This is a genomic window from Lentzea aerocolonigenes, assembly GCF_000955955.1.
GTDB lineage: Bacteria > Actinomycetota > Actinomycetes > Mycobacteriales > Pseudonocardiaceae > Lentzea > Lentzea aerocolonigenes_A.
Window position 1 is genome coordinate 16,035 of record NZ_JYJG01000145.1, and the last position, 21,186, is coordinate 37,220.

Here is a 21,186-nt window from a genome sequence, read left to right on the forward strand (position 1 = left end):
ACTTGGGGGGACGGGCTCGCGCATCTCGACGATGTTGTCCGAACGGTACGCGTCGGGAGGGCGCAGGCCGGTCAGCATCGCAACGACAGGAGCGAGCTTCGGATCGAAGGGTGGTGGCGGTCCGACCGGCTGGGTGGGGGACCGGTCCATGACTTGGGCAGTCGTGTGTACTCCTTGCGGCAAGAGAACGGATGTCTGCCTGCCTCAGGTCATAGGTGATCGATATGTGTCAGGTGGTGGATGCGGTCCGCCAACTGGCAGGCCGAGCTGAGCGGTCGAGTTCTGCTTGCGCAGGAGGGGTTCGGCAGCCGGATCGAATTGTTGGCGAGTGGCTGCTGGGAACCGCCTTCTGGCTCAGACGGTCGGAACAGTCCCGCCGTCGATCACGTATTCGGCGCCCACGATCGCCGAGGCGCGGTCCGACACCAGGAACCCGACGAGGTCCGCGATTTCCTCGGTGTTCGCGAATCGCCCCAGAGGTACTCCTCCAAGGGAGTCGTAGATGGTCTGCTTGGCTGCTTCACGTGTGAGTCCGTTGCCTTCGGCGATCCGGTCCACGAATCGTTCGTAGGATTCGGTCTCGATCCCGCCGGGGCTGATCGCGTTGACCCGCACGCCGCGCGGCGCGAGCTCGTTGGCAAGCCCCTTGCTGTACGTGCGCAGAGCAGCCTTCCCTGCCGCGTACGCCAGGGACGCGTCGTACTGGGGCAGTTCACGCTGGATCGAGGTGAAGTGCAGCACCACGCCCGTCCCGGACTCGATCATCGCCGGGAGAAGAGCTCGATCGAGCCGCACCGCTCCCAGGAAGTTGAGGTTCAGCTCGGTGAGCCACTGGTTATCGGAGATGACCGCGAATCCACCGGCCGGCGTCGACGCACCTCCGACGACGTGCACCAAGATGTCGAGTGCGCCGCCGGCCTCGGCGATTCGAGCGGCCACGGCATCGGTGCCCTCGATCGTCGTCACGTCCGCTTCGATGAACCGGTCGGGGTGCTCGTACCCGTCGGGCATCGTTCGCGCCGTCACGTACACGTCGGCGCCCATCTCTCGCAGCCTCTCCGCGACGGCCTTGCCCGAGCCCTTCGAACCACCCGTGACCAGAGCCCGGCGACCGTCGAGACGATCGCGATCCGAACTAGACATTTCTCTCTCCTCTGAGGATCGGCGTAACGCGGATTCGGTCAGGCTGCGTGGTTGGTGATGACGAGTTCGGCGACGAGGCCATCCCGCAACGCGAACCGGTAGTCGAGTTCGGCGACGCCACCCGGAAAGGTGCCCTCGAGCCGCACGGTCACCACCCAGTGGGCGTCATCGACGCGGCGAGCGCCGATCTGTTCGGTCGTGTACTCGAACTCGGAGCCGGCGTCCCGCAGGAACGCGTGGACCTCCTCTCGGCCGCGGAAGGTCTCGCCCTGGTCGACGACCACCGCGTCCTCGCTGAGGAACGACGAGGCGGTGTCGGCGTCGTGGACGACGTGGGCGGCGAAGAACTCGCGGACGGTGGTCGGGAGCAGATCGGACGGAAGATCGATGTGCTGTGTCATGAGCCCACCGTGCGACCTCACGGCGTGGGAGGGTCAAGCCGTGGACTCTCCCCCTGGGAGAGAGTCCAGAATGTGGGGGTGCTGACCATCGGGGAGTTTTCGCGGCTGACCCACTTGAGCGTGCGGACACTGCGTCGGTATCACGAGGCGGCCCTGCTGGAACCCGTCGTGGTGGACGAGATCACCGGTTACCGCTACTACGGCGTTGACCAGATCCCGACCGCGCAGGTCATCCACCGGCTCCGAGAACTCGACGTCCCTCTGAGCGACGTGCAGCGAATCCTGCGGACTCCCGACCCCGGTGTCCGGGCGGCCCTGGTCGCGGACCACCTGCAACGCCTCGAGGACGTGCTCGACCGCACCCGGGCCGCAGTCGTGTCGCTGCGGCGCCTGCTCCGGCCCGACCCCGCGCCGATCGCCGTCGAGCTGCGTGCGCAGTCCGCCCGGACGGTCGCGGCGGTGGAGGCCGTAGTTGAGCATCGAGACGTCTCGACCTGGTACGCAGGCGCGATGGCCGAGTTGGAGGCGGCCATCGGCGCCGCCGCGACTGGACCGCCGGGCGGCTGCTACGACAACGCCCTTTTCGAACAGGAGCGCGGTCACGCGCTCGTCTACCTGCCGACCGATGCGCCACCTCGCACCGGACGCGTGCACCCCGCGACTCTTCCGGCTGCGGAACTGGCCGTCACCACTCATGTCGGCGAGCACGACGGCGTCGAGGTCACGTACGGCGCACTCGGGACCTGGGTGGTGGAGAACGCGATGTCGGTGGCCGGGCCGGTGCGGGAGGTCTATGTCGTCGGCCCTCGTGACACAAGCGATCCCGCGGCGTGGCGCACCGAGATCGGCTGGCCGGTCTTTCGCGTCACCTGAGGCGGTCGGTGCAGAGCGGAGCGTTGGAAGAACGAGACAACCGCCTTGATCGCGGAATCATCGCCGAGGTGAGCCTCGAGTCATGTTAAGAGGCCAGTGGCGGCGGCATCTCTTCAGTCGGTTAGTGATCTATGTACGTGCCGCCGCCCTGGTCGGATTTTGGGCAGGGCACCACCCTGCGCGAGATCGGTGTGCGCAGGGCCGGACTTTGGGTCGTTGTGCGGAGGGCCGGACCTCGGGCGGGAGTACCAAAGGATGGGAACAGGGCTGACCAGCGGTTTTGTAGCGGCAGTCTAGTGATCGAGTGTCGGTTCGGGCTCCAGCCGTCGAAGTGAATGGCTACGCGGCGGGTGGACCTGATGGAACCGCCCACCGCCTACATGCCGCTCGGCTTGCGGCGCGCCCGGCCGAGACCGGACAGTTTGTGGCATCTGCTGGGACGGCTCGCTGCGGCTGTTTGCCTCGTGGTGTCGGACCGTCTGTGTAGCGCGCATGGCCACCACGAAGGTAGCCGCGCCGAGAGCCGGTCATGCTGCCGAAGGACGCTCTGCTCGAAGGCGCCGCCTGGGCTCGATGGCCCGCATGAAGAAGACCGTGGTTTATGCGTGCAACGTGCATGTCCGGTTAGCGCACGCACAACCTGGAGTCAGTGCTGAACCGCTACGTCCTCCACTACAACCACCGGCGACCACACCAGGGACTGGCTGGCGCACGCGCGGCTCGGCCTTGCTGCCCCATCGGATCACATCGACCAAGCGCGGCGCATCGCGGCCGAGACCGGTGACTGCGATCTGGAACGTGAGATCCGATCAAGCCTTGGCAAGGCCCGTTGACGAGCGACCCTTGCTGGCCTCACAGCAACGGTCGAGCATTAAGGCTGGATCTATCCCACCGGCACAGCCGCCTTCGTCTCGGGGCGCAGCACCGCGCTCACCACAGTCCCCAACCCCAAGACTCCACCGAAGATCCAGGCCGTCGGGGTGGCACCGAGCGCTGCGATCACTACGCCCGCCATGAAGAACAGGCCGAGCAGCGCGCGCCGGAAAGCCCGCCACTGCGGTGGGAAGTTCTCGCGGAACGGGAAGGCCAGCAGCAGTGCGCCTGCCGCCGCGACTTGGGCAACCACGGCCTCGGCCGTGCTGCTGATCGTCGCGCTGAGTACCAGCAGCACCGCCGTGGGCACGAGGAGCACGCTGGACAGGTGCCACCAGATGTGGCTGAGCCTGGGTGTTTCCGCAGCGTAACTGACACTCAGCATCTTGTAGTACGAGCCGTAGCCCAGCACGGCCGCGGTGAGCAACGAGGTCCAGCTTACTGGCTGAAGGGGCAGGAGCTGGGTCATCGCGACCCCGAACCCGAGCGCTGCGGCGGCGCCCCACAGCATTGCGGTGTTCACGGTCGGCGGCCTGCTCGCTGGCCGGACCGACACCAGCACCAGGCCGCCGATGCCGAGTCCGCACGTCCACCAGCCGTCGCTCGTCAGCGCTGCCAGCATGGCGGCTAGGCCGGCCAGGCCGATGATCCGGTGCAGCAGCACTTGGGCGTTCGACGCGGGCTCGGGACGGATCTGCGTCCGGCGGTCGATCCAGAGGTCGCTCGTCGGGTCGCAGAGGTTCTGCTGCGACCGGCGTGACGCCTCCCGTTTGGCCTCGCGCTCGGTTGCACGGGCTTCTCGCTGCTCGGCTTTCTCGCGTTGCGCTTCAGCTTTCGCCTGCTGGTGTTCGACTTCGTCAGCCCGCGCCAGTGCGCAGGCCCGCTCGTACTCCGCCATCCGTTGGCGGAACGGTTGTGCCGGTGCTTCAGCCGTTGGACGTTCGTCGCTCCACGCGAACGGCACGTACAACGTGATCGCTACTGCCACGATCGCAGTCAGCACCCCCTGGGACAGGCCGTGGATGCCCACCGGAGAGGCCCACGTCCACCCGAGCCGCGCGCCGAGCAGTTGCAGCGCAACGGCGACCACCAGCAACGGCACCGTGACGAACGCCAGCGCGTTCAGGAACGCATTCCGTACCGTCGTCGTCTGATCCGACGAGATGCGGCGCCAGACGGCGAGGACCAGAGCGACCGTGCCGAGCATTCCCGGGATGCCTGCGCGCCACAGCGCTGAGATCCCGATCGACTCCTTCTGCGCCTGGAGCATGGTCTCGTAGTCGACGGTATCGCGGCGGCCGGAGAAGTCCACGCACACCTCGTTCCGGCGCATCGCCTCACCGCCGCAGGTCGGTGGCCCGTCGAAGGTGAGGAACTGTGCCCACACGCCGTACCCGACACAGGCCAGAAGCAGTAGTCCTCCAAGCACGAACAGCGGACCAGGCCTCGTCTTCTGGTTCGCGGCCCACTCGTTTCCGCGCGTTCGAGCTTCTGTCATCGCTGGCCCTGCCGGGATGCTCGGGCTGACGGATTGATCGGGCCTCGTCCATCCAGCCAGGTCATCACTCCAGCGAGCACGGGCAGCGTCAGCACAGCGCCGATCAGGTACAGCACGAGCCAACCCCAGCCGAGGGGGAAAACCAGGAACACGCCGACGACCAGGCACACCAGGCCGAAGACCAGCGCCAGGCACAGCCCGATGAATGTCGGTGTTTCCTTCCGCCACACGCCTCCGGCGACGAGCAGGGTCACGCCTGCGAGGAAGAAGACGCCGGGGAACGCCAGCCAGCCGGTGATCCCGATCGACATCAGTCCCATCGCCAGCCAGGTCCAGGCTCCGCCGCCGGCGTAGAACAGAGCGACGAAGAGCGGGTTGCCCATTTTGGGGTCGATCGGGACATCCTTGTAGATCGGCCACAGCAATCCCGCGACGGCGAGGAGGATCAGTCCGGTCACCGTGAGGTAGAACGGGATCGGGAGCCCCAGGCGCTCGCCGAACACGTCGGCGAGCATGGAGAAGAGCAGGAACCCGCCGAAAAGGAATAGAGTGCTCAGCCAGGCGTTCCTGTTCCCCATCTTGATGGCCTCTCGGTCTTATTGCGCGGTAGTGCTGTGCGTCGCACAACGTGAATTTTATCGAAGCTCTCGGTTCAAGTCTTGTGGCGCTGAGCTGTGGATTCAAGGTCCGTGAAAGAATTCGAAGGGAGTGGGCGGGCAGTGTGGAGTTATGAAGCTTGTGCGCGCTCTCCGTGTTGTAGCGGCGCTTCTGATGGTTGTCGTGCTGCCGGTGTCGGCTGTTGGTTTGAGTGTGCTTCTGGTGCACGTGATGATCGATGTCAAGCACAGTGCGCTACGGTTTTTGGCGATGCTCGGTCTTTTCTGCTGGTGTGGCTTTTCGTCTTCTTGTCATCTGCCGTGCACGGGGTGGGCGTGGGCATCGCGGCGTTCTTCAGCTTGGCGATCGCGGTCGTGTCAGCAGGCACCGCGACGACCATTACGTATCTGACGGAGCATGGACGAACGGCGTCGTGCAGGGTGCTTGACGTCGATCGGCGCGTTGAGGTCAATCGCTACCTCAACGGTGATGGCACCTACAGCATCGAGACCAGTACTCACTACGACCACCGCTTGGAGTGCGGCGAGGGCGGTCCCTCCACCATGACCAAACCCCCCCGAGGCGTTGGCGGCATCGGTGACCACATCGAACTGGCCTTCGAGCCCAGCGACCGCCTCGCACCCGAGCTGGCTGGCGACGTCGCCGAGCAGGCCGTGAAGAAGTGGACCGCCGTCGTCTTCCTCGTGCTGACGATCCTGATGCGCGTCGTGCACGTTCTTGTGCTTCAAGCACAGGAGATACGCGCAGAGCGCGACAGGCACGCCGCCGCGCGACGCCGGTGAAACCTGTGAGCACGGTGGTGGCCGCACCGGTAGTCAGGAAGCCATCGCTGTCACCTAGGCCACCGCAGAAATACCACCGCTGATGCGCGGCCGGGTCAGTCCGCCAGCTTCGCCCGCACTGTGTCGGCCTCGGGCAATCCCAATGCCTCGAACAACGTCTCCGCACGCAGCCACGACTCGCGGGCGGCCGAGTTGTCACCCAGAGCCTGAAAAGAGTCGCCAAGCTGGTCCGCTGTCGCGGCCTCGCTGTAGGAGTCGCCCAGGCCGCGGAACAGTTCGCGGGCACGCTGGTGATGCACGGCGGCCGCCGCGTGATCACCGCGCTGCTGCTGGACGACGCCGAGCATGCGATGGGTGTGCGCTTCGCAGTCCCGGTCACCCACCTCGTCGAGCAGCCGCAGGGCGGCTGTGCCGATGTCGGCCGCGAGGTCGATCTCACCCAGCAGGACGTGGTACCAGCCCACCGCAGTGAGGCTGAACGTCTCCCATGCGCGGTTGCCGGTGCCGCGGAACAGGGTTAGCGCCTGCTGGGCGTGCTCCAGCGCTGTCGCCGGGTCGCCGCGCCGGGCGTGGGCGAGGCCGAGTGAGAACTGCGTGATGCCTTCCCCGGTGCGGTTCGTGATGGTGCGGTAGGAGGTAAGCGCTTCGGTGAGTTCGTCGATGGCACGTGGCTGGTCGCCTTGGACGCTGTGGCCGCGACCGAGTAGCAGCAACACCTCCGCGAGCGCCGTGTGGTCGTCCAATCGTCGTGCGGCCGCGAGCGCGGCGCGTTGGGAGGCTGCGCGTTCGTCCCAGTGCCCGCTGCGGGTGAGGTAGGTCGACAAGACCCACGGCAGCTGCCAGGCGTGGACGTCCCAGCCGTTGCGAGCAGCCAGATCGGCGCATGCGAGCAGCGCCGCGCGTTCTGCGGTGAACCAGTCGATGGCCTCGTCGTAGGACCCGATCCGGAGCGGTGTCACGTCGAGGTGTGGGGGAGCCAGGTCGATCGGCGGCCAGTGCGGGGAGAGCTGGCGTTCTGCGGCGAATCCCGTGTGCAGGTAGTGATCGAGCACCCGGCCGAGTGCTTTCCGTGCCTCTTCTGGCGTGGTCTCCTCGCGGGCGAACGCCCGCAGCAGGTCGTGGGAAGCGAACCGGCCAGGGGCGGGCTGTTCCAGAACGTGTGCCCTGATCAGCTCGTCGAGCAGTCGGCGGACCTCCGCCGGCCGGGCTCCCGCCAGTGCGGCGGACGCGGCCAGCTCGATGTCTGGGCCGGGGTGTACTCCGAGCAGCCGGAACAACCGGCCTGCGGCGGGGGAGAGCCTGCGGTAGGACCACGACGTCACGGCACGGACGTTCGATGCCGGTTCTCCGGCGTCCAGTGCGTCCAGGCGGCTGTGCTCGTCCTGCAGTTCCTTGACCAATGCACGCAGTGGGAAGGCGGGATGGGCCAGCGCTCGCGCCGCCACGACGGCGAGTGCCAGTGGCAGGCCCGCGGTGAGCCGGATGAGGTCGTGCAGCGCTGCAGAGTCCTCGAGCCGTGCGCCGCCGAGACGCTCGGTCAGCAGTGTGACTGCCTCGTCGTCGGTCAGCATCGGCACCGTGACCAGGCGCGCCTGGTCGGACACGGCCAACCCGGTGAGCCGGTTGCGGCTGGTCACCACGACGAGGCTGGTGTTCCCGCCGGGCAGCAACGGCCGGACCTGGTCCTCGTGCAGCGCGTTGTCCAGCACGACCAGCATCCGCCGCCCGGCAACTCGCTCGCGAAACAGCGCGCTGCGCGCGTCAACGCCGTCCGGCATGCGTTCCGGCAGGACACCCAGGGCGCCGAGAAAGCTGTGCAGCACCACGTCCGCCTGGGCCGGCGGCGCGGACGGGTCGAATCCGCGCAGGTTCACGTGCAACTGCCCATCCGGAAACCGGCTCGCGTGGTCGTGCGCCCAGCGCAACACGAGCGCGGTCTTGCCGACCCCGCCGGGACCACCGACGACGACCACCCCGTTCACCGGGCCATCCAGCTCGGCCTTGATGTCCGTGCGCCCGACGAACACCGGGGGCGGCGCGGGCAGCTGGCACGGCGCAACCTGCCGGTCAGATACCGCGATCGCCACATCGCCGGTGAGCATCTGCCGGTGCAGCAGCTGCAGCTCAGGACTCGGATCCGCGCCCAGTTCCTCCACCAGCCGGACGCGCAGATCCTCGTAGTAGCGCAACGCCTCAGCCTGCCGCCCATCGCGGTAGAGCGCGAGCAGCAGCTGAGCGGCTACCCGCTCATCAAGCGGGTGCTCGGCGGCCAGCGCGGTCAGCTCGGGCAGCAGCTCACCATGCCTGCCACACCGCAACGCGATGTCACCGTGCCGCAACCGGGCGGCGAACCTCTCCTCCTCAAACGCGGCACGCTGCTGCACGAACCAGGGCGTGTCGGCGCCGTCGAACGGTTCCCCGCGCCACAGACCTAGCGCTTCCTCGATCAGATCAGCGGCACTGTCGTCAGGAAGGTCCCGGGCCCGCCGCACCAGCGTGCGGAAGCGATGCAGGTCAACGGACTCCGGCTCGACGTCGAGCAAGTAGCCACCTGGTCGCCGCGCGATCTCCAGGCCGTCCACCTTCCGCAGCCGGGCGATGTAGGTGTACAGCGTGCTCAACGCGCTGTACGGCGGGGCGTTGTGCCACACCGAGTCGATGATCTGGTCCGACGACACGACCTGCCCCACGTTCACGAGCATCACAGCCAGCACCTTGCGCTGCATCGCCGGCCCGAGAGCGAGCCGCTCACCGCCCGCGTGCGCCTCAATGGTCCCTATCAATGCGAACCGCGTCTTGGCACCACCCACGCGGTTACTCTACTCGGCCGATCACGGAACGTGACAAGCGAGGTACGCGGTGATGCCGGCGTGGAGATCAATGAGCATCGCGCTGCTTGATCTGCGCATTCCAGCTTTCGGAAAGGTTGTTTCGGGGTGCTGGCGGCATCGTTCCGGTAGATCCGTTCGCAGCTGTGGAGAGCCGGTGCGCAGGCAAGGGATGGTCACATGGTGGCGAAGGAGATCGTGTGTTCGTTGGCAGCGCTGGACGTGCTCGGCGAGGCGTTGCGAATCGATGTGCGGTGGTTTCCGTTCGCCATCCCGTACCACGGTGCGACATCGGAGGACCGAGTTCGACTCGTGGAAGCCGTGCATCGGGACTTGGTGGCGCGAGGGCTTGTTCGCCACGGCGAGTTCGTGCCAGAGCTCGTGGAGGCGTTGCATCTGTTCGCTCACGGACGCCAGGTGATCGCACTGGTCGGTAGCGCCGGGGATTCGCGGCTCCTCGCGCTGGCCACGGCTGACGACCGCATGGGCTTGGTCGCAGCGCAGCGGGACGAGACGATCACCTTCCGCTTGTGCCGGCCTGACGCGATTGTGCCTGGTGTAGTGCGGTTGCTTCCCGTGGTGCGTCCTGGTCCGGGTATGCCGGTGACGGTGTCCGGCACAGCGGCATCTGCCGGCCGACCACGAGGGGAGAAGGACTTCTCCGAGATGACCTTCCGTGCGCCGCTGAAGGCCGCTGCGTCATCGCCAGCTGGGCAGTGGGCGGCGGCGGAGGGGATTCTGCGCCGTCCACGCCTGGGCGCCGGGTACTTCCTTGTCTCTGCGCGTGGCCGCAATGGGCAGGAGAACGAGCTCGGGATGATCGGCTACCTCGACACCGACGCCGGGCGGTATGCGGTGATTCCCATGTCTGCGCCGGATGAGCGGCTTGTTGCGACGTATGCGCCTGCTGACCTGGCCGGGCTCGGGCGTCATCTGAACAGGATCGTCGAGTCCCGCCAGTGACCGAGGTCGATCCAAGAGGAGGTGTCGATTGTGCAGGTCTGGGACAGCATCGAGGAGTTCGGCGGTGCGGTGGACGATCTGCAGTCCGCGGTCGCCGCTGGCTGGGCCGTTGACGAGGACCGTGGCCAGACGCTGCTCAAAGCCGCGAACGATCTCTACGACAGACTCGACGGTCACCTGCAGCGCGCGGACTTCCTCACGCAGGAGTTGCCGTTGGGTACAACTCCGGCCGCACAGGTGTACAAGCCGTACCTGGCCACGATCGCCACGGATCCACATCAGGGTTTGATCGTGGCGCTGAAGGAGTTGCAGCGGAAGACGGCGGACATTCGGACTTCGATCGAGAAGTCGATGGCTGCCTACGACGCGGCGGAGCAGAACAGCCGGCAGGGCATCAACAAGGCAAACCGGGCATGATCATTAAGGGGTCAGGTGTGAGTTCTCGGGCCGTCTTGACCGGTGTGGTGGCTGCCGTGCTGGTCGCAGCCGCGGGGTGCGGGGGCACGACCAGTCAGGCCGGCCTCGCGCAGACCACGACCACCACAACAAGCACGCGGTCTGCCGGTACGTCCAGCGCCGGCCCGAGTGGCACGCTGGATGCTGATCGTCCGTGCGAGCTCGTTACCGCGAGCGAACTCACGAGCATCGGGATCAACGGCACACCCAAGGAAGAGCGGACCGGGAGTACGCAGGAGTGTGTATTCGACAGGTCGAACGGTATTGAAGGCGTTCGTGGGTTCGGCATCCGCACGGCGCTCGGTTTGAAGGATTTCCGGGTCGCGTCCGGCGAAGAGGTCGCCGACATCATTGTGGGCGGTCGCAAGGCCAAGCAACTCAAAGCAACGGGAGGCACTTGCCTCATCGGTGTCGACATTTCCGAGTCTTCGCGGCTTGATGTGACAGCGCGTAGTGGCGAGAAGGACATGTGTCCGCAGGCGCTGGAGCTTGCGCAGCTGGTGGCGAAGAACTTGCCGTGAGGGGTGGGGCGATGAGCGGGGGAGTAGCAGGTAGGCCTTCGGAGGTGCACTTCCGGTACGGGTTGCGCCAGCACACGCAGGCGCAGACCGGCCAGGAGATCCACGTGCGAGTGGGCCAGGAAATGAAGGACCGGTACGGCCCGTTTCTGGGCGCGGTCCTCGGGTGGCTCGAGGCGCCTGTCCGCATGGACGAACTCCTGGACGCACAGGCGTTGCGGCTCAAGCAGGCTTGCGGCCTGACGCGGCAGGCGCCGGGGGCGCCCGGTGTGCATTACCTCGCCATCCCGCATAGGGAACTGCACGACATGGTCAACAACGGGGTCGCACCCGCTGTGGTGGGCGGCGCCGGCGACACCTACACCCAGATCGGCAACGACCTCGCGGCATTCGTCGAGGAGGTCGCCACCGCCATCGGCGCGAGCGAAAAGGGCTGGCAGGGCACGGCAGGTGACGGCGCCCGGAAAGCGCTGGCCGCGATCGCCAACCACGCGGCCGAGGTGGGTACCGCCGCACAGCTCGCGGGAACTCTGCACACACAGCAGTCGGCGGCCTTGGCCAATGCGAAGTACGCCGTCCCGGAGCCGCCCGCGCAGCCCCTTGACCAGCGGGCAATTTCAGCACGGTTGATGGCGACGACCGACCCGGTCCAGTTCGTGCAGCAGGCCCCCGCCGACTACGCCGCCTTCCAGCAACAACAGCGAGATCACCAGCAAGCCGCACGCGTGGTGGAGACCTACGACCGGACGCTGACCCAGACCACGATCGCGCAACCCGCGTTCGCCCCCAGGCCCCAGGCCCCGCCGAAGGATCCGATCGATCCCGGCAGGCCGCCGATCGCGCCGAACCCCGGTTTCACCGGTCGGGGCAACATGCCTCCCCGACGGGTCGGCAACGAATTCACTGACATGTCGTGGACTGTTCTCCCGACGCCGAATACCGGTGGTACGGACACCAGTGGGCTCAACAACAATCGCCGTGGCAACGGCGCGAATCTGGGCAACCAGTTCGGCGGCGACAACAACCTCAACCTCGGCGCACCGCTGCCCGGCCAGACCTCCGCTTCCGGGAGCACGCAGGGCGGTCCTGACCGCCGAGCCGGCGGCGGCGCCGGATTCGGCCTTCCCAATGTTGTCAGGGATTTCGGTCCTGGTGCGTCAGCGGGCGTCATGCCGGGCGTCGGGAGCACGGCAGGGCGTGGTGGCGCGACTTCCGGTGGTGTTGGCGGGCGTGGTGGTGCCGGTGGCGGCGCGATGGGTGGCACGGGAACTGGCGCCGCCAAAGGGAAGGGTTCTGAGGACCTTGAGCGGACGACACCGTCGTATCTGGTCAACGAGCACAACGGTGACGAGATCGTGGGTGATCTCGGCATGGTCGCGCCTCCGGTGATCGGCGGGTGAGCAGACGGTCGGGTCTGCAGCACCGTTAGGTGACATCTGAGTTGGCTTTCCGTGACGGCTCAGTGAGCTGGCCTGATGTCTGGTGTGGCTTGCTCTTGGGCTGTTCGGGTGGAGATGGACAGGACGTCGTCACGATGCCTCTGGCGTGTGGGTCTCGGTTTTGGACCGAGGGAGCTCACTGTGGCCACGCTGACGAACGCCGAACTGGTTGCCGCGTTGACGGGACGTCGCCGTCCAGTGGCACCGCGTGAGAAGTCTGGCCTGCGCTTTGCGTTCTACGGCCGGATGTCGACGAGTGAGTTCCAGGATGTGCAGACGTCGCGTGCGTGGCAGCGCGCCGTGTCGGATGAGTTGATCGACGGCGTTGGCTCTGTCGTCGCGGAGTTCTTCGATGTGGGCGTGTCGCGCCGGTGGTCGTGGCAGTACCGTCCGGAGGCCGCGGCGTTGCTGGCGGCTGCCGCGGGCCCTGATCGTGACTTTGACGCAGTTGTAATCGGTGAGTACGAGCGTGCGTTTCACGGCGATCAGTTCCGCGAGGTCGTGGCTGGGCTGAACGCACTTGGCGTCGAGGTATGGCTGCCGGAAGCGGGCGGCCCAGTGGAACTGGGCAGTCCGGTGCATGAGGCGTTGATGGTGTTGCTCGGTGCGCAGGCGCAGCGTGAGGTGGCGCGGGCGCGTCAGCGGGTGCTGGCGGCGATGCGGGCGCAGACGCGGTTGCAGGGGCGTTTCCTGGGTGGTCGGCCGCCGTACGGGTATCGGCTTGTTGATGGTGGTCGGCATCCGAATCCTGTGCATGGGCGGTGGGGTCGGCGGGTGCAGGTATTGGCGCCGGATCCGGTGATGGCACCGTGGGTGCGATGGATATTTGCCGAACGTGCCCGCGGCCGCACTGTGGCGTCACTGGCACGGGAGCTCAACGAGCGTGGCGTGGTGTGCCCGGCGGGTGCGGACCCTGAGCGGAATGCGCATAGGTCGGGGGAGCGGTGGATTGCCCGGACGGTGGCGATGATTCTGGAGAACCCGCGCTATACCGGTCGGCAGGTGTGGAATCGAAGCAGTACAACAGGTCACGGGCCAGGCGGCCGTGTTGGCGGCCGCGGTTCGGGTGCGCTGCGGTACAACCCGGTCAGTGAGTGGGAAGTGTCCGAGCGCATCGCGCATGAGCCTCTCGTCGATGACGAGACGTTCGTCGCGGTGCAGGGCTTGCGGGTGGCGACGCCTGCCAAGGACGGGGAGGTCCGGCGCTACCTGCTCGCTAGGCTCGTGGTGTGCGGGCTTTGTGGCCGGCGGATGGATGGGCACTGGGTTCATGGGCGAGCGGGCTATCGGTGCAGGCATGGCTTCAGCAGCGCCAAGCGACGCTCCGAGAGCGCACCGCGGAACCTCTACATCCGAGAAGACCACCTGCTCGAGGCACTGCCACATCTACTCGTGCGGACCGCTGGAACCGTGGAGAAAGGTGTGGGCAAGGAGTTGGTCGATCAAGTCCGGGAGCAACGCCTGCAGATTCACTACGACGGCGAGCGTCTTGAATTTCGACCCGCAACACTAACGCTGGAAACCGCGGAACCTGCTCGTCGTCCAGTTCAACCGGTGCTCGCGTTGGATTGGTGTGCTGACGTAAAAGTGGCCGAAATATGAATTACCCCACGGGATTCTGGTTAATCCCGTGGGGTAAGAGAATGTCCGAGGCCCGAGTTGATCACTACGCCCACGTGCTCTACCAGCGGCTTTCGCTGAAGCTCGATGGCTGACTGCTCTGCAGTCCACGGTTCAAGCGCGTCAGTCCGGTTGTGGCACACGTGCACGATCTGCTCGCCGAGGGCGTCGGGCGGCTGGAGTGCGCCTGGCGGCTGAGCTGGGCGCCGAACGCGGTCAAACGCTACGCAGGCCTGCCAGCTGTCGGCGAAGCACTGTGTGGACAGTAATTTCCAAGTCATCTTGTACAGCAGGACACGATCACCCGGACATGTTCTCCGCCGGGAGAAGTTTGCTTCCCCACAGCGAAGATGAGTGCCGGGCGGCACAAGATACGCCGGGTGACGTGCAGCGATGACTTTTCGAGCGGCACACCATTGAGCCGTCATTGATTGAACCCCCATGGGGGCGCTGACGAGCGCCTACCGCTCGCGAGCGAGGCGGTTCGATGCGTTCACTACGGTGATCTGCCGGCCAGTACCGATGGAGCGGAGACAAGGTGCTCGGTGGTGGTCGCTTGCCGACGTTCGGAGTTGACATCTCGCCACCGCCCCCTGGCCGCAGGGCCGAGCGGCCAGGGGGAGCGGTCGACGCCGCGGCAGGCGAGAACCGGGTCGTCCGGTCAGGCCCGGTTCAGTTGCCACTGCTGGTTGGCCCCGCCGTTGGCGGTCCACTGCACGACCTGCGCCCCGTCGCTCGTCGCCGCACCGTAGACGTCCGCCGCCAGTCCGCTGTCGTGGCTGACGATGGTGTAGTAGCCGTTGCCGGTGGACCGCAGATACCACATCTGGTTGGTGCCGCCGTTGGCCGTCCACTGCTGCAGTTGCAGCCCGGCCGTGCTGCTGTTGGCGTTGACGTCGAGCACCTTTCCGCTCGGGACGTACCGGAGGGTGTAGGAGCCGTCGGAGGTCGTGGCGATGGTCCAGGTCGCGGTGCCGCTCTGCTGGACCACCTTGGCACCGTCCGCGGTGGAGTTGCCCGCGACAGCGAGCGGCTTGCCGCTGTTGCGGTTGACGATGCGGTAGGTGCCCGGTGCGGGTCCGTCTCCGCCGCTTCCGGCGAGGTTGAAGTACTCCACCGCGTCGGTGAAGACGGGGCTACCGGACTTCGTGGTCGACAGCTGCAGGTACACGCGGTTGCCGGTGGCCGGGGCGGTGAAGGACACCGGTTGGGTGACCCGCGAGCCGAGCGGAACGGTCAGGGCCGTGCTTCCGGACGCGACGACCGCGCCGTCCGGCGCGTCGAGCCGCGCCGTCCAGGTGAAGCCCACCGAGGTGTCGGCGAAGTCGTCGTTGAAGACGGTGATGTTGCGGGTGACCGTGGCGTTCCGGGCGTAGTTGGGCACGGCCTGCGGCAGAGGGAAGGTGCCGTTGGAGTCCGAGGCGCCGGATGCCGACCAGTAGGGCAGGTCGACCGCGGCCACCGGGTTGAACGCCGCCTGCACGCGCTGGATCTGCGGGTTGCTCCAGGGGGCCGGGAGGTTGTCCGCGCCGTAGACAGGGCGACCGCCCTCCTCCGGGGTGAAGTCGCCGGTGCGCACTCCGGGCACGACGCTGGCCCAGGCGGACAGCAGCGTGTACGGACGCAGGTCGGTGGCGTTCTTGCCGCGCTTGGCCAGGGTTGCCGTGGCGAACCACTCGAAGCCCTGCTTGTTGTTGCATGCCGGCCAGATGTACTCGCCCTCGCCGTCGGGCCGCCCATTCACGGTTTTCAGGCCCTCCCCGTACCTGCCGAAGCCGTCGACGTAGTGCGGAATCACCGCGAAGTTGGCGTACGTCATCCCGGGATACCCGTTGAGATTCCCGTCGACGCCCACCTCGGCAATGACCGGCCGGGTGCCATCGTTGCCGTTGATCGCCGAGTACAGGTCCTTCTCGAACTGTTCGGAATCCTGGCCGCTCTGGTTCGGCTCGTTGACCTGACTCCAGCGGATTACCGCGGGGTGGTTGCGGTCGCGCAGGACCAGCGCACGGGCGTGGTTGACCATGTTGTCGTGCCCGGCGATCCAATCCTGCTTGCCGGAGGAGCCGCGAATCGCGGTCTCGCCGATGATCATCAGGCCCATCTCGTCGGCGACATCCAACATGTACGGGCTCGCGGGCTCCTGGTGGACGCGCACCACGTTGTAGTTGAGCCGCTGGTAGTTGTCCACCGCCTGCGGCCAGCCACCGTTGCCGGGTGACGGGGGCAGGAAGCCGGGCAGGGTGTCGTAGGCGTCGCCCTTGCCGCCGTTGTTGATCCGGTCGTAGTCGGCACCCTGGAGGTTGTCGCCGCGGAAGTTCACGCGCACGCCGTTGAGGTAGTAGTAGTCACCGTTCTGGGTGGCCTCCCGGAACCCGAACCGGTACGTGGCGTCGCTGGTGTGCCCGTCATCGGCGACGGCACGCACCGCCAGCCGGTGCAACTGCGCCCGGTACCCCGACCGGTACGGCACATTGGGCCACCAGTACGAGGTGCTGTCGAGGTTCCACGCGACCGGCCCGACGGTCACGGTCACGGTCGAGTGGGCCGCCACGGTGACCGTACGGCTGGGCAGTTCCGGGTAGCTGGAAGCCGTTCCGTTGTTGGGCGACAGCGACCCGGTCAACGTCACCGACCGGGAACTGCCCGACGTGTTGCGCACCGACACGTCGTAGCTCAACGTCTTGTTCGCCACCGACGTACGCACGAATGTGTCGCTGACGTACACCGCCGGGTACGTCCGCAGGAACGCCGAACGGAAGATCCCCTGGGGGACCGCCTCGGACCAGTCGGCGGCGTCGGGCACCAGGTACCGGCCGTTGGATGCCTTCAACGCGCCGCGGCCCTTCACGGCGACGCTGATCGTGTGGGTGCTACCGGGGGCCGCGTAGGCGGTGATGTCGAAATTCGACGGCGTGAACGACGTGGTCTGCGTCGCCACCACCCGGCCGTCGACCGACAGCGTCGCCTGGTGATTGACCGCCCCGAACTCGATCCACGCCGACTGCGGCTGACCCGAGTCGGGCACGGTGATGGTGCGCGAGTACACCGCCTCGTTCACGTCGGTGAAGCCCTGCTTGTACCAGCCGCCGCCGGGCACCGTGATCGAGGTCGCCCCTCGACCCGTCGGCGTGAAACTCCACGTCCCGGCCAGGTCGACCGAGGCGATCGCGGCGGCGCCGGCAGCCGCGGACGCGGGCGCCGGCTGTGCTGCGACGGCCGGCTGTCCTGCGGCGGCGGGTTGTACCGTGCCGATGGTCGCGAGGAGTGTGGCGCCGGCCAGCGCTGCGCGGGCGGAGCGCTGGGATAGCGTGCGAGGGCTGTTCTGACGCATCAAGAAACCCCTTTCGCGGGTGTCGCGTCTACGGGGATACACCGATCATCGGACCCATCGTCACTACCGCCGGGGCCGCCAAAATGGAGAGGTCCACTATGGACTCGTCTACCGGCTCCGTGCCCGCGGAGCAGGGCGTCGGTCGGTAAGCAATCGTGGTTCCAGCCGGACGTGATCTGCTGGCTGCCGGTGTAGGCCCGGCTGGCCATCCAGGCGGTGACCGGCGCCCCGTTGTTGGTGACGGCGACGTTGGCGGTGAACCCGCTCGCCCACACGTTGGGCTGGTAGGTGACCACGCACGGTGGCGCGGCCGAGGCGGACTGGCTGCCTATCAGCACCAGCGCGCCGACGGACAGGGCGGCGAGCACGCGCGACAACCTTGGCACGGTGACCCCTTAGGATTCTGGGAGCGCTCCCAGACACGGACGGTAACGGAGCCCTCATGAGTTGGAAAGCGGCCGACCGTTGCAATCAGTGCTTGTGGGGTGCCAGAACTCCGCACACACGCGTTGAACTGCGGTGGACGGGGCTCTGTCGTTCGGTCGGCATGATCGTGGGCGTCACACTGCGACTGCTGTACCTCGTCTTTGTCCAGCTGGGTGGCTGGCTGGTTCTGCTCGGCCGGTCTTCGGTAGCCAAGGACGTCGAGTTGCTGGTATTGCGGCATGAGGTCGCGGTGTTGCGTGTGGTAATCGGCGTCCGAGGTTGGATTGGGCTGATCGCGCGGTGCTGGCCGCGTTGACGCGGCGGTTACCGGTGTGGCTGCGAGAGCACCGGTTGGTATCTCCCGCCACCGTGCTGCGGTGGCATCGGCGCTTGGTAGCGAAGAAGTGGACCTACCCGAACCGGACTGGGCGACCGCGGGTCGATGAGACCGTCGTGGCGTTGATCGAGCGTATGGCGCGGGAGAACACCGGCTGGGGTTACCGCCGTATCCAAGGCGAACTGCTGAAGCTCGGCCACCGGAGGCCGCGTCGACCGTGCGTCGTGTGCTGAAGCGGCTTCGGATTCCGCCCTCGCCGACTCGTGACTCCGACACGTCGTGGCGTCGGTTCCTGCGCGCTCAGGCGGCGACCATGCTGGCGTGCGACTTCTTCCATGTGGATTGCGTGGTCACCCTGACACGCGTGTACGTGTTCTTCGTGATGGAGGTCGGCACCCGCATGTCCACATCCTCGGCAGCACTACCAATCCTGACGGGCGCTGGACAACCCAGCAGGCACGCAACCTCCTGAGCCTCGGCGATCGGGCCAGCGACTTCCGATTCATGGTCCGAGACAGAGCTGGCCAGTTCACAGCCTCGTTCGATTCCGTTCTCGCTGACACCGGGATCGACGTCGTGAAGATCCCGCCGCGGTGTCCGCGGGCGAACTGCTACGCCGAACGTTTCGTCGGCACCGTCAGACGCGAGCTCACCGACCGGCTGCTCATCATCAACGAGCACCACCTCAAGTCAGTGCTGAACCGCTACATATCCCACTACAACCACCGCCGACCACATCAAGCGCGACACCACACCCCACCGCGACCCGATCGCAGCGCCTGGCTGTAGGTCCGTGCGTCGCCGGCAAGTACTCGGCGGCTTGATCAACGAGCACGAACCTGCGGCAGCCTGATAGGCAGGTCAGACCCACCGGTCCGCGTTTTGGCACCCCACAGGGGTCGGCGATCGTGTCGACACCGCGGTCCTTGAGTGCTCGCAGCCGGCTCACGGCGTCGGCGATCGGTGACGGTCTCGGCGCCACGTGGGGGTGGGGCGAACCTAACTCGTGACACGGCCTGGCGAGGTTCGTTCCCAGTGAGGCCCGCAGGACGGCACCCCAAGGCGGTATCCGGAATGTCAAGAGTTCGCCGGTGTCAAGCCGGTGGGGCGCGAAGATGTGCTGTGTTGGGCTGTTCGGGTGGACGAAGTCCTGTCGCCGTCATGGCGAGCGGTTCACCGCGGTCTCGGCTCTGAACGAAGGAGCCGACCATGATCGCGCTGACGAACGCGGAGCTCGTAGCCGCGATGACAGGCAGCAGACGCTCCGTGGTGCCGTCGGTCGACCACGGTGTGCGCTTTGCCTTCTACGGTCGGATGTCGACGAGTGAGTTCCAGGATCCGCGGACCTCGCGAGCGTGGCAGCGCGCGATCTCGGATGAGCTCATCGACGGCATCGGCATGGTGGCCGTGGAGTTCTTCGACGTGGGCAGGTCACGCCGCTGGTCGTGGTCGGACCGTCCGCAGGCGGCGGCACTGCTCGCTGAGGCCGCGAGTCCCGGCCGCAGGTTCGATGCGGTTGTGGTGGGGGAGTACGAGCGGGCGTTCCACGGTGACCAGTTCCGCGAGATCGTCACTCAGCTCAACGCTCTCGGCATCGAGGTGTGGCTACCGGAAGCAGGAGGTCCGGTCGAGCTGGACAGTCCCGTGCACCAGGCGTTGATGGTTTTGCTTGGCGCGCAGGCACAGCGGGAGGTGGCGCGAGCCAGACAACGGGTGTTGGCCGCGATGCGTGTGCAGGCGTCGCAGCAGGGCAGATTCCTCGGAGGCCGCCCGCCGTACGGCTACCGCCTCGTCGACGCGGGCTGCCACCCGAACTCTCGTCACAGCCAATGGGGCCGACAGCTGCAGAAGCTGGGGCCAGATTCGCAGACGGCGCCATGGGTGCGGTGGATCTTCGAGCAGAGGTCGGCTGGCCGCGCCGTCGCGTCAATCGTTCGCGAGCTCAACGACCGGAACGTGCCCTGCCCCGCGAGTGCGGATCCGACTCGCAACAAGCACAGGTCCGGGGCTCGCTGGGTGGCCGCCACGGTGACCTCAATCCTGGAGAACCCGCGGTACACCGGCCGACAGGTGTGGAACCGACAGGCGACGAGTGGCTATGGCACCGGCGGCCGGACAGGCGGACGCGGTTCCGGGCGGGCCAGGAGAAAACCTGCCACAGAATGGGAAATCTCAGGGCAGCTGGCGCACATCCCGTTGATCGACGACATGACCTTCGTCGCGGTCCAGTCGATCCGAGCCCAGCGAATGCCGAAGTGCGGAACAACTCGCGAATATGCGCTGGCAGGCCTGGTCGTGTGCGAGGCATGCGGCAGGAGAATGGACTCTCACTGGGTGCACGGCCGGCCTGGATACCGCTGCCGCCATGGCTACAACAGCGCGTCAGGAAGACCGCTGGACGCACCACGCGTCACCTACGTCCGAGAAGATGTGCTGCTCGAAGCGTTGCGATCCCTCGTGCAGCCTGCCGGTGGCGAGGAACCGGTCAACTGGCTCCGTCGAGAAGGCCAGGTGATGGTCCACGGACCCGGCGTGCCGACAGTGAGCAAAGCCGATGGCTCGAGAGCCGTTGTTCCCGCAGCTGTGGTGACAACATTGACATTGCCGTTGGAATGGGAGGCAGAACCGGTAGTTCATCAGCCCCGAAAATAAGATTACCCCACGAACTCGCAGAGTTCGTGGGGTAATTATGTGTCCGAGGACCGAGTTGCTCTTTATCCCTACGTCTTGACCTGGACTGAGTGCATCTGGCTTGCCTGTCCCACTTGGTCGTGCCCGCACGATTGGCGGGACGGGCTGTTGGGACGGGCAAAACAGGCCGCTGAACTGGGCCGATCACGTCGGTTGCCGGGTGGGACGGGGCTGGGCAACCCGTCCCACCGCGCGTCAGCGCGCCATCGACTGCTGGAAGCGACTATCACCAGCGGGGCGGGACGGCCCGCTGGGCGATCCGTGATCGTGCTGGTCAGCGGTTCAAGGTTGGATCACGTCACCGACTCGTGAGACGCGATGTAACACTCCCGACTGGTTCCTCGACTCACAGGCCATCACGCGTCCTGCACTGTCCGATTCGGCGA

Annotated in this window: 17 protein-coding genes; 9 read left to right on the top strand and 8 right to left on the bottom strand. The window is 66.7% G+C overall.

Going from position 1 to position 21,186, the window contains the following annotated elements; translation table 11 throughout:
• Positions 1-354: 354 nt before the first annotated feature.
• Both UK23_RS21440 and UK23_RS21445 read right to left on the bottom strand, forming a co-directional pair.
• On the bottom strand, positions 355-1,143 hold the full coding sequence (locus UK23_RS21440) for an SDR family oxidoreductase (RefSeq protein WP_082114846.1): 789 nt from the start codon (positions 1,141-1,143) through the stop codon (positions 355-357).
• Positions 1,144-1,181: 38 nt separating this feature from the next.
• Positions 1,182-1,544 carry a nuclear transport factor 2 family protein gene (locus UK23_RS21445; RefSeq protein WP_045313363.1) on the bottom strand — a complete coding sequence of 121 codons (363 nt, stop codon included), beginning with the start codon at positions 1,542-1,544 and terminating at the stop codon, positions 1,182-1,184.
• 78 nt (positions 1,545-1,622) lie between these two features.
• On the opposite strand from UK23_RS21445, the gene UK23_RS21450 reads away from it, so the two are divergent.
• Complete coding sequence (locus tag UK23_RS21450) at positions 1,623-2,417, top strand: MerR family transcriptional regulator (protein ID WP_045313364.1); 795 nt, start codon at positions 1,623-1,625, stop codon at positions 2,415-2,417.
• An 883-nt stretch (positions 2,418-3,300) separates the two neighbouring features.
• Here UK23_RS21450 and UK23_RS21455 read toward each other — a convergent pair.
• On the bottom strand, positions 3,301-4,788 hold the full coding sequence (locus tag UK23_RS21455; RefSeq protein ID WP_156213279.1) for a hypothetical protein: 1,488 nt from the start codon (positions 4,786-4,788) through the stop codon (positions 3,301-3,303).
• Entirely contained in the window at positions 4,785-5,303 is a 519-nt protein-coding gene (locus UK23_RS21460; protein ID WP_156213280.1) for a hypothetical protein, read from the bottom strand. Before UK23_RS21460 ends, UK23_RS21455 begins: the two co-directional genes overlap by 4 nt.
• A gap of 417 nt (positions 5,304-5,720) precedes the next feature.
• On the opposite strand from UK23_RS21460, the gene UK23_RS21465 reads away from it, so the two are divergent.
• Positions 5,721-6,188: a hypothetical protein gene (locus UK23_RS21465; RefSeq protein ID WP_156213281.1), complete on the top strand. Its 468-nt coding sequence runs from the start codon at positions 5,721-5,723 to the stop codon at positions 6,186-6,188.
• Positions 6,189-6,283: 95 nt separating this feature from the next.
• Here UK23_RS21465 and UK23_RS21470 read toward each other — a convergent pair whose 3' ends face one another.
• The gene (locus tag UK23_RS21470) at positions 6,284-8,998 is read right to left on the bottom strand and encodes an AfsR/SARP family transcriptional regulator (protein ID WP_045313368.1); all 2,715 of its coding nucleotides are present in this window, start codon (positions 8,996-8,998) and stop codon (positions 6,284-6,286) included.
• Positions 8,999-9,196: 198 nt separating this feature from the next.
• Between UK23_RS21470 and UK23_RS21475 the strand changes: the two genes are divergently transcribed.
• The 5 genes from UK23_RS21475 (at position 9,197) to UK23_RS21495 (ending at position 13,994) form a co-directional block, all read left to right on the top strand.
• Complete coding sequence (locus UK23_RS21475; RefSeq protein WP_045313369.1) at positions 9,197-9,979, top strand: ESX secretion-associated protein EspG; 783 nt, start codon at positions 9,197-9,199, stop codon at positions 9,977-9,979.
• A gap of 30 nt (positions 9,980-10,009) precedes the next feature.
• Positions 10,010-10,396 carry a hypothetical protein gene (locus UK23_RS21480; RefSeq protein ID WP_196777808.1) on the top strand — a complete coding sequence of 129 codons (387 nt, stop codon included), beginning with the start codon at positions 10,010-10,012 and terminating at the stop codon, positions 10,394-10,396.
• Positions 10,397-10,452: 56 nt separating this feature from the next.
• On the top strand, positions 10,453-10,956 hold the full coding sequence (locus UK23_RS21485; RefSeq protein ID WP_196777809.1) for a DUF3558 family protein: 504 nt from the start codon (positions 10,453-10,455) through the stop codon (positions 10,954-10,956).
• A gap of 11 nt (positions 10,957-10,967) precedes the next feature.
• On the top strand, positions 10,968-12,353 hold the full coding sequence (locus UK23_RS21490) for a hypothetical protein (protein ID WP_156213282.1): 1,386 nt from the start codon (positions 10,968-10,970) through the stop codon (positions 12,351-12,353).
• Between the two features lie 180 nt (positions 12,354-12,533).
• On the top strand, positions 12,534-13,994 hold the full coding sequence (locus UK23_RS21495) for a recombinase family protein (protein ID WP_231114607.1): 1,461 nt from the start codon (positions 12,534-12,536) through the stop codon (positions 13,992-13,994).
• A gap of 679 nt (positions 13,995-14,673) precedes the next feature.
• Here the strand turns inward: UK23_RS21495 and UK23_RS50430 are convergent.
• From UK23_RS50430 to UK23_RS53860, 3 genes are all read right to left on the bottom strand, one after another.
• Positions 14,674-17,346 (bottom strand): RICIN domain-containing protein, encoded by a 2,673-nt coding sequence (locus tag UK23_RS50430; protein WP_082114848.1) that lies wholly within the window; start codon positions 17,344-17,346, stop codon positions 14,674-14,676.
• On the bottom strand, positions 17,346-17,732 hold the full coding sequence (locus UK23_RS55035; protein ID WP_082114849.1) for a cellulose binding domain-containing protein: 387 nt from the start codon (positions 17,730-17,732) through the stop codon (positions 17,346-17,348). The genes UK23_RS50430 and UK23_RS55035 overlap by 1 nt, the downstream gene beginning before the upstream one ends.
• Before the next feature lie 677 nt (positions 17,733-18,409).
• Positions 18,410-18,793: a hypothetical protein gene (locus UK23_RS53860; protein WP_231114610.1), complete on the bottom strand. Its 384-nt coding sequence runs from the start codon at positions 18,791-18,793 to the stop codon at positions 18,410-18,412.
• Here UK23_RS53860 and UK23_RS53865 point away from each other — a divergent pair.
• Together UK23_RS53865 and UK23_RS21515 are read left to right on the top strand one after the other, a co-directional pair.
• Positions 18,692-18,898 (top strand): integrase core domain-containing protein, encoded by a 207-nt coding sequence (locus UK23_RS53865; RefSeq protein WP_231114609.1) that lies wholly within the window; start codon positions 18,692-18,694, stop codon positions 18,896-18,898. The genes UK23_RS53860 and UK23_RS53865 overlap by 102 nt on opposite strands.
• Positions 18,899-19,318: 420 nt before the next feature.
• On the top strand, positions 19,319-20,761 hold the full coding sequence (locus UK23_RS21515) for a recombinase family protein (protein ID WP_052684912.1): 1,443 nt from the start codon (positions 19,319-19,321) through the stop codon (positions 20,759-20,761).
• The last annotated feature ends 425 nt before the right edge of the window (positions 20,762-21,186 follow it).

Bases quoted from the DNA above. Each gene is read 5' to 3' on its own strand.
- UK23_RS21445 (WP_045313363.1), bottom strand. From the start codon at position 1,544: ATGACACAGCACATCGATCTTCCGTCCGATCTGCTCCCGACCACCGTC.
- UK23_RS21475 (WP_045313369.1), top strand. From the start codon at position 9,197: ATGGTGGCGAAGGAGATCGTGTGTTCGTTGGCAGCGCTGGACGTGCTC.
- UK23_RS21490 (WP_156213282.1), top strand. From the start codon at position 10,968: ATGAGCGGGGGAGTAGCAGGTAGGCCTTCGGAGGTGCACTTCCGGTAC.
- UK23_RS21515 (WP_052684912.1), top strand. From the start codon at position 19,319: ATGATCGCGCTGACGAACGCGGAGCTCGTAGCCGCGATGACAGGCAGC.
- UK23_RS21460 (WP_156213280.1), bottom strand. From the start codon at position 5,303: ATGCTCGCCGACGTGTTCGGCGAGCGCCTGGGGCTCCCGATCCCGTTC.
- UK23_RS50430 (WP_082114848.1), bottom strand. From the start codon at position 17,346: ATGCGTCAGAACAGCCCTCGCACGCTATCCCAGCGCTCCGCCCGCGCA.
- UK23_RS21440 (WP_082114846.1), bottom strand. From the start codon at position 1,143: ATGTCTAGTTCGGATCGCGATCGTCTCGACGGTCGCCGGGCTCTGGTC.
- UK23_RS21455 (WP_156213279.1), bottom strand. From the start codon at position 4,788: ATGACAGAAGCTCGAACGCGCGGAAACGAGTGGGCCGCGAACCAGAAG.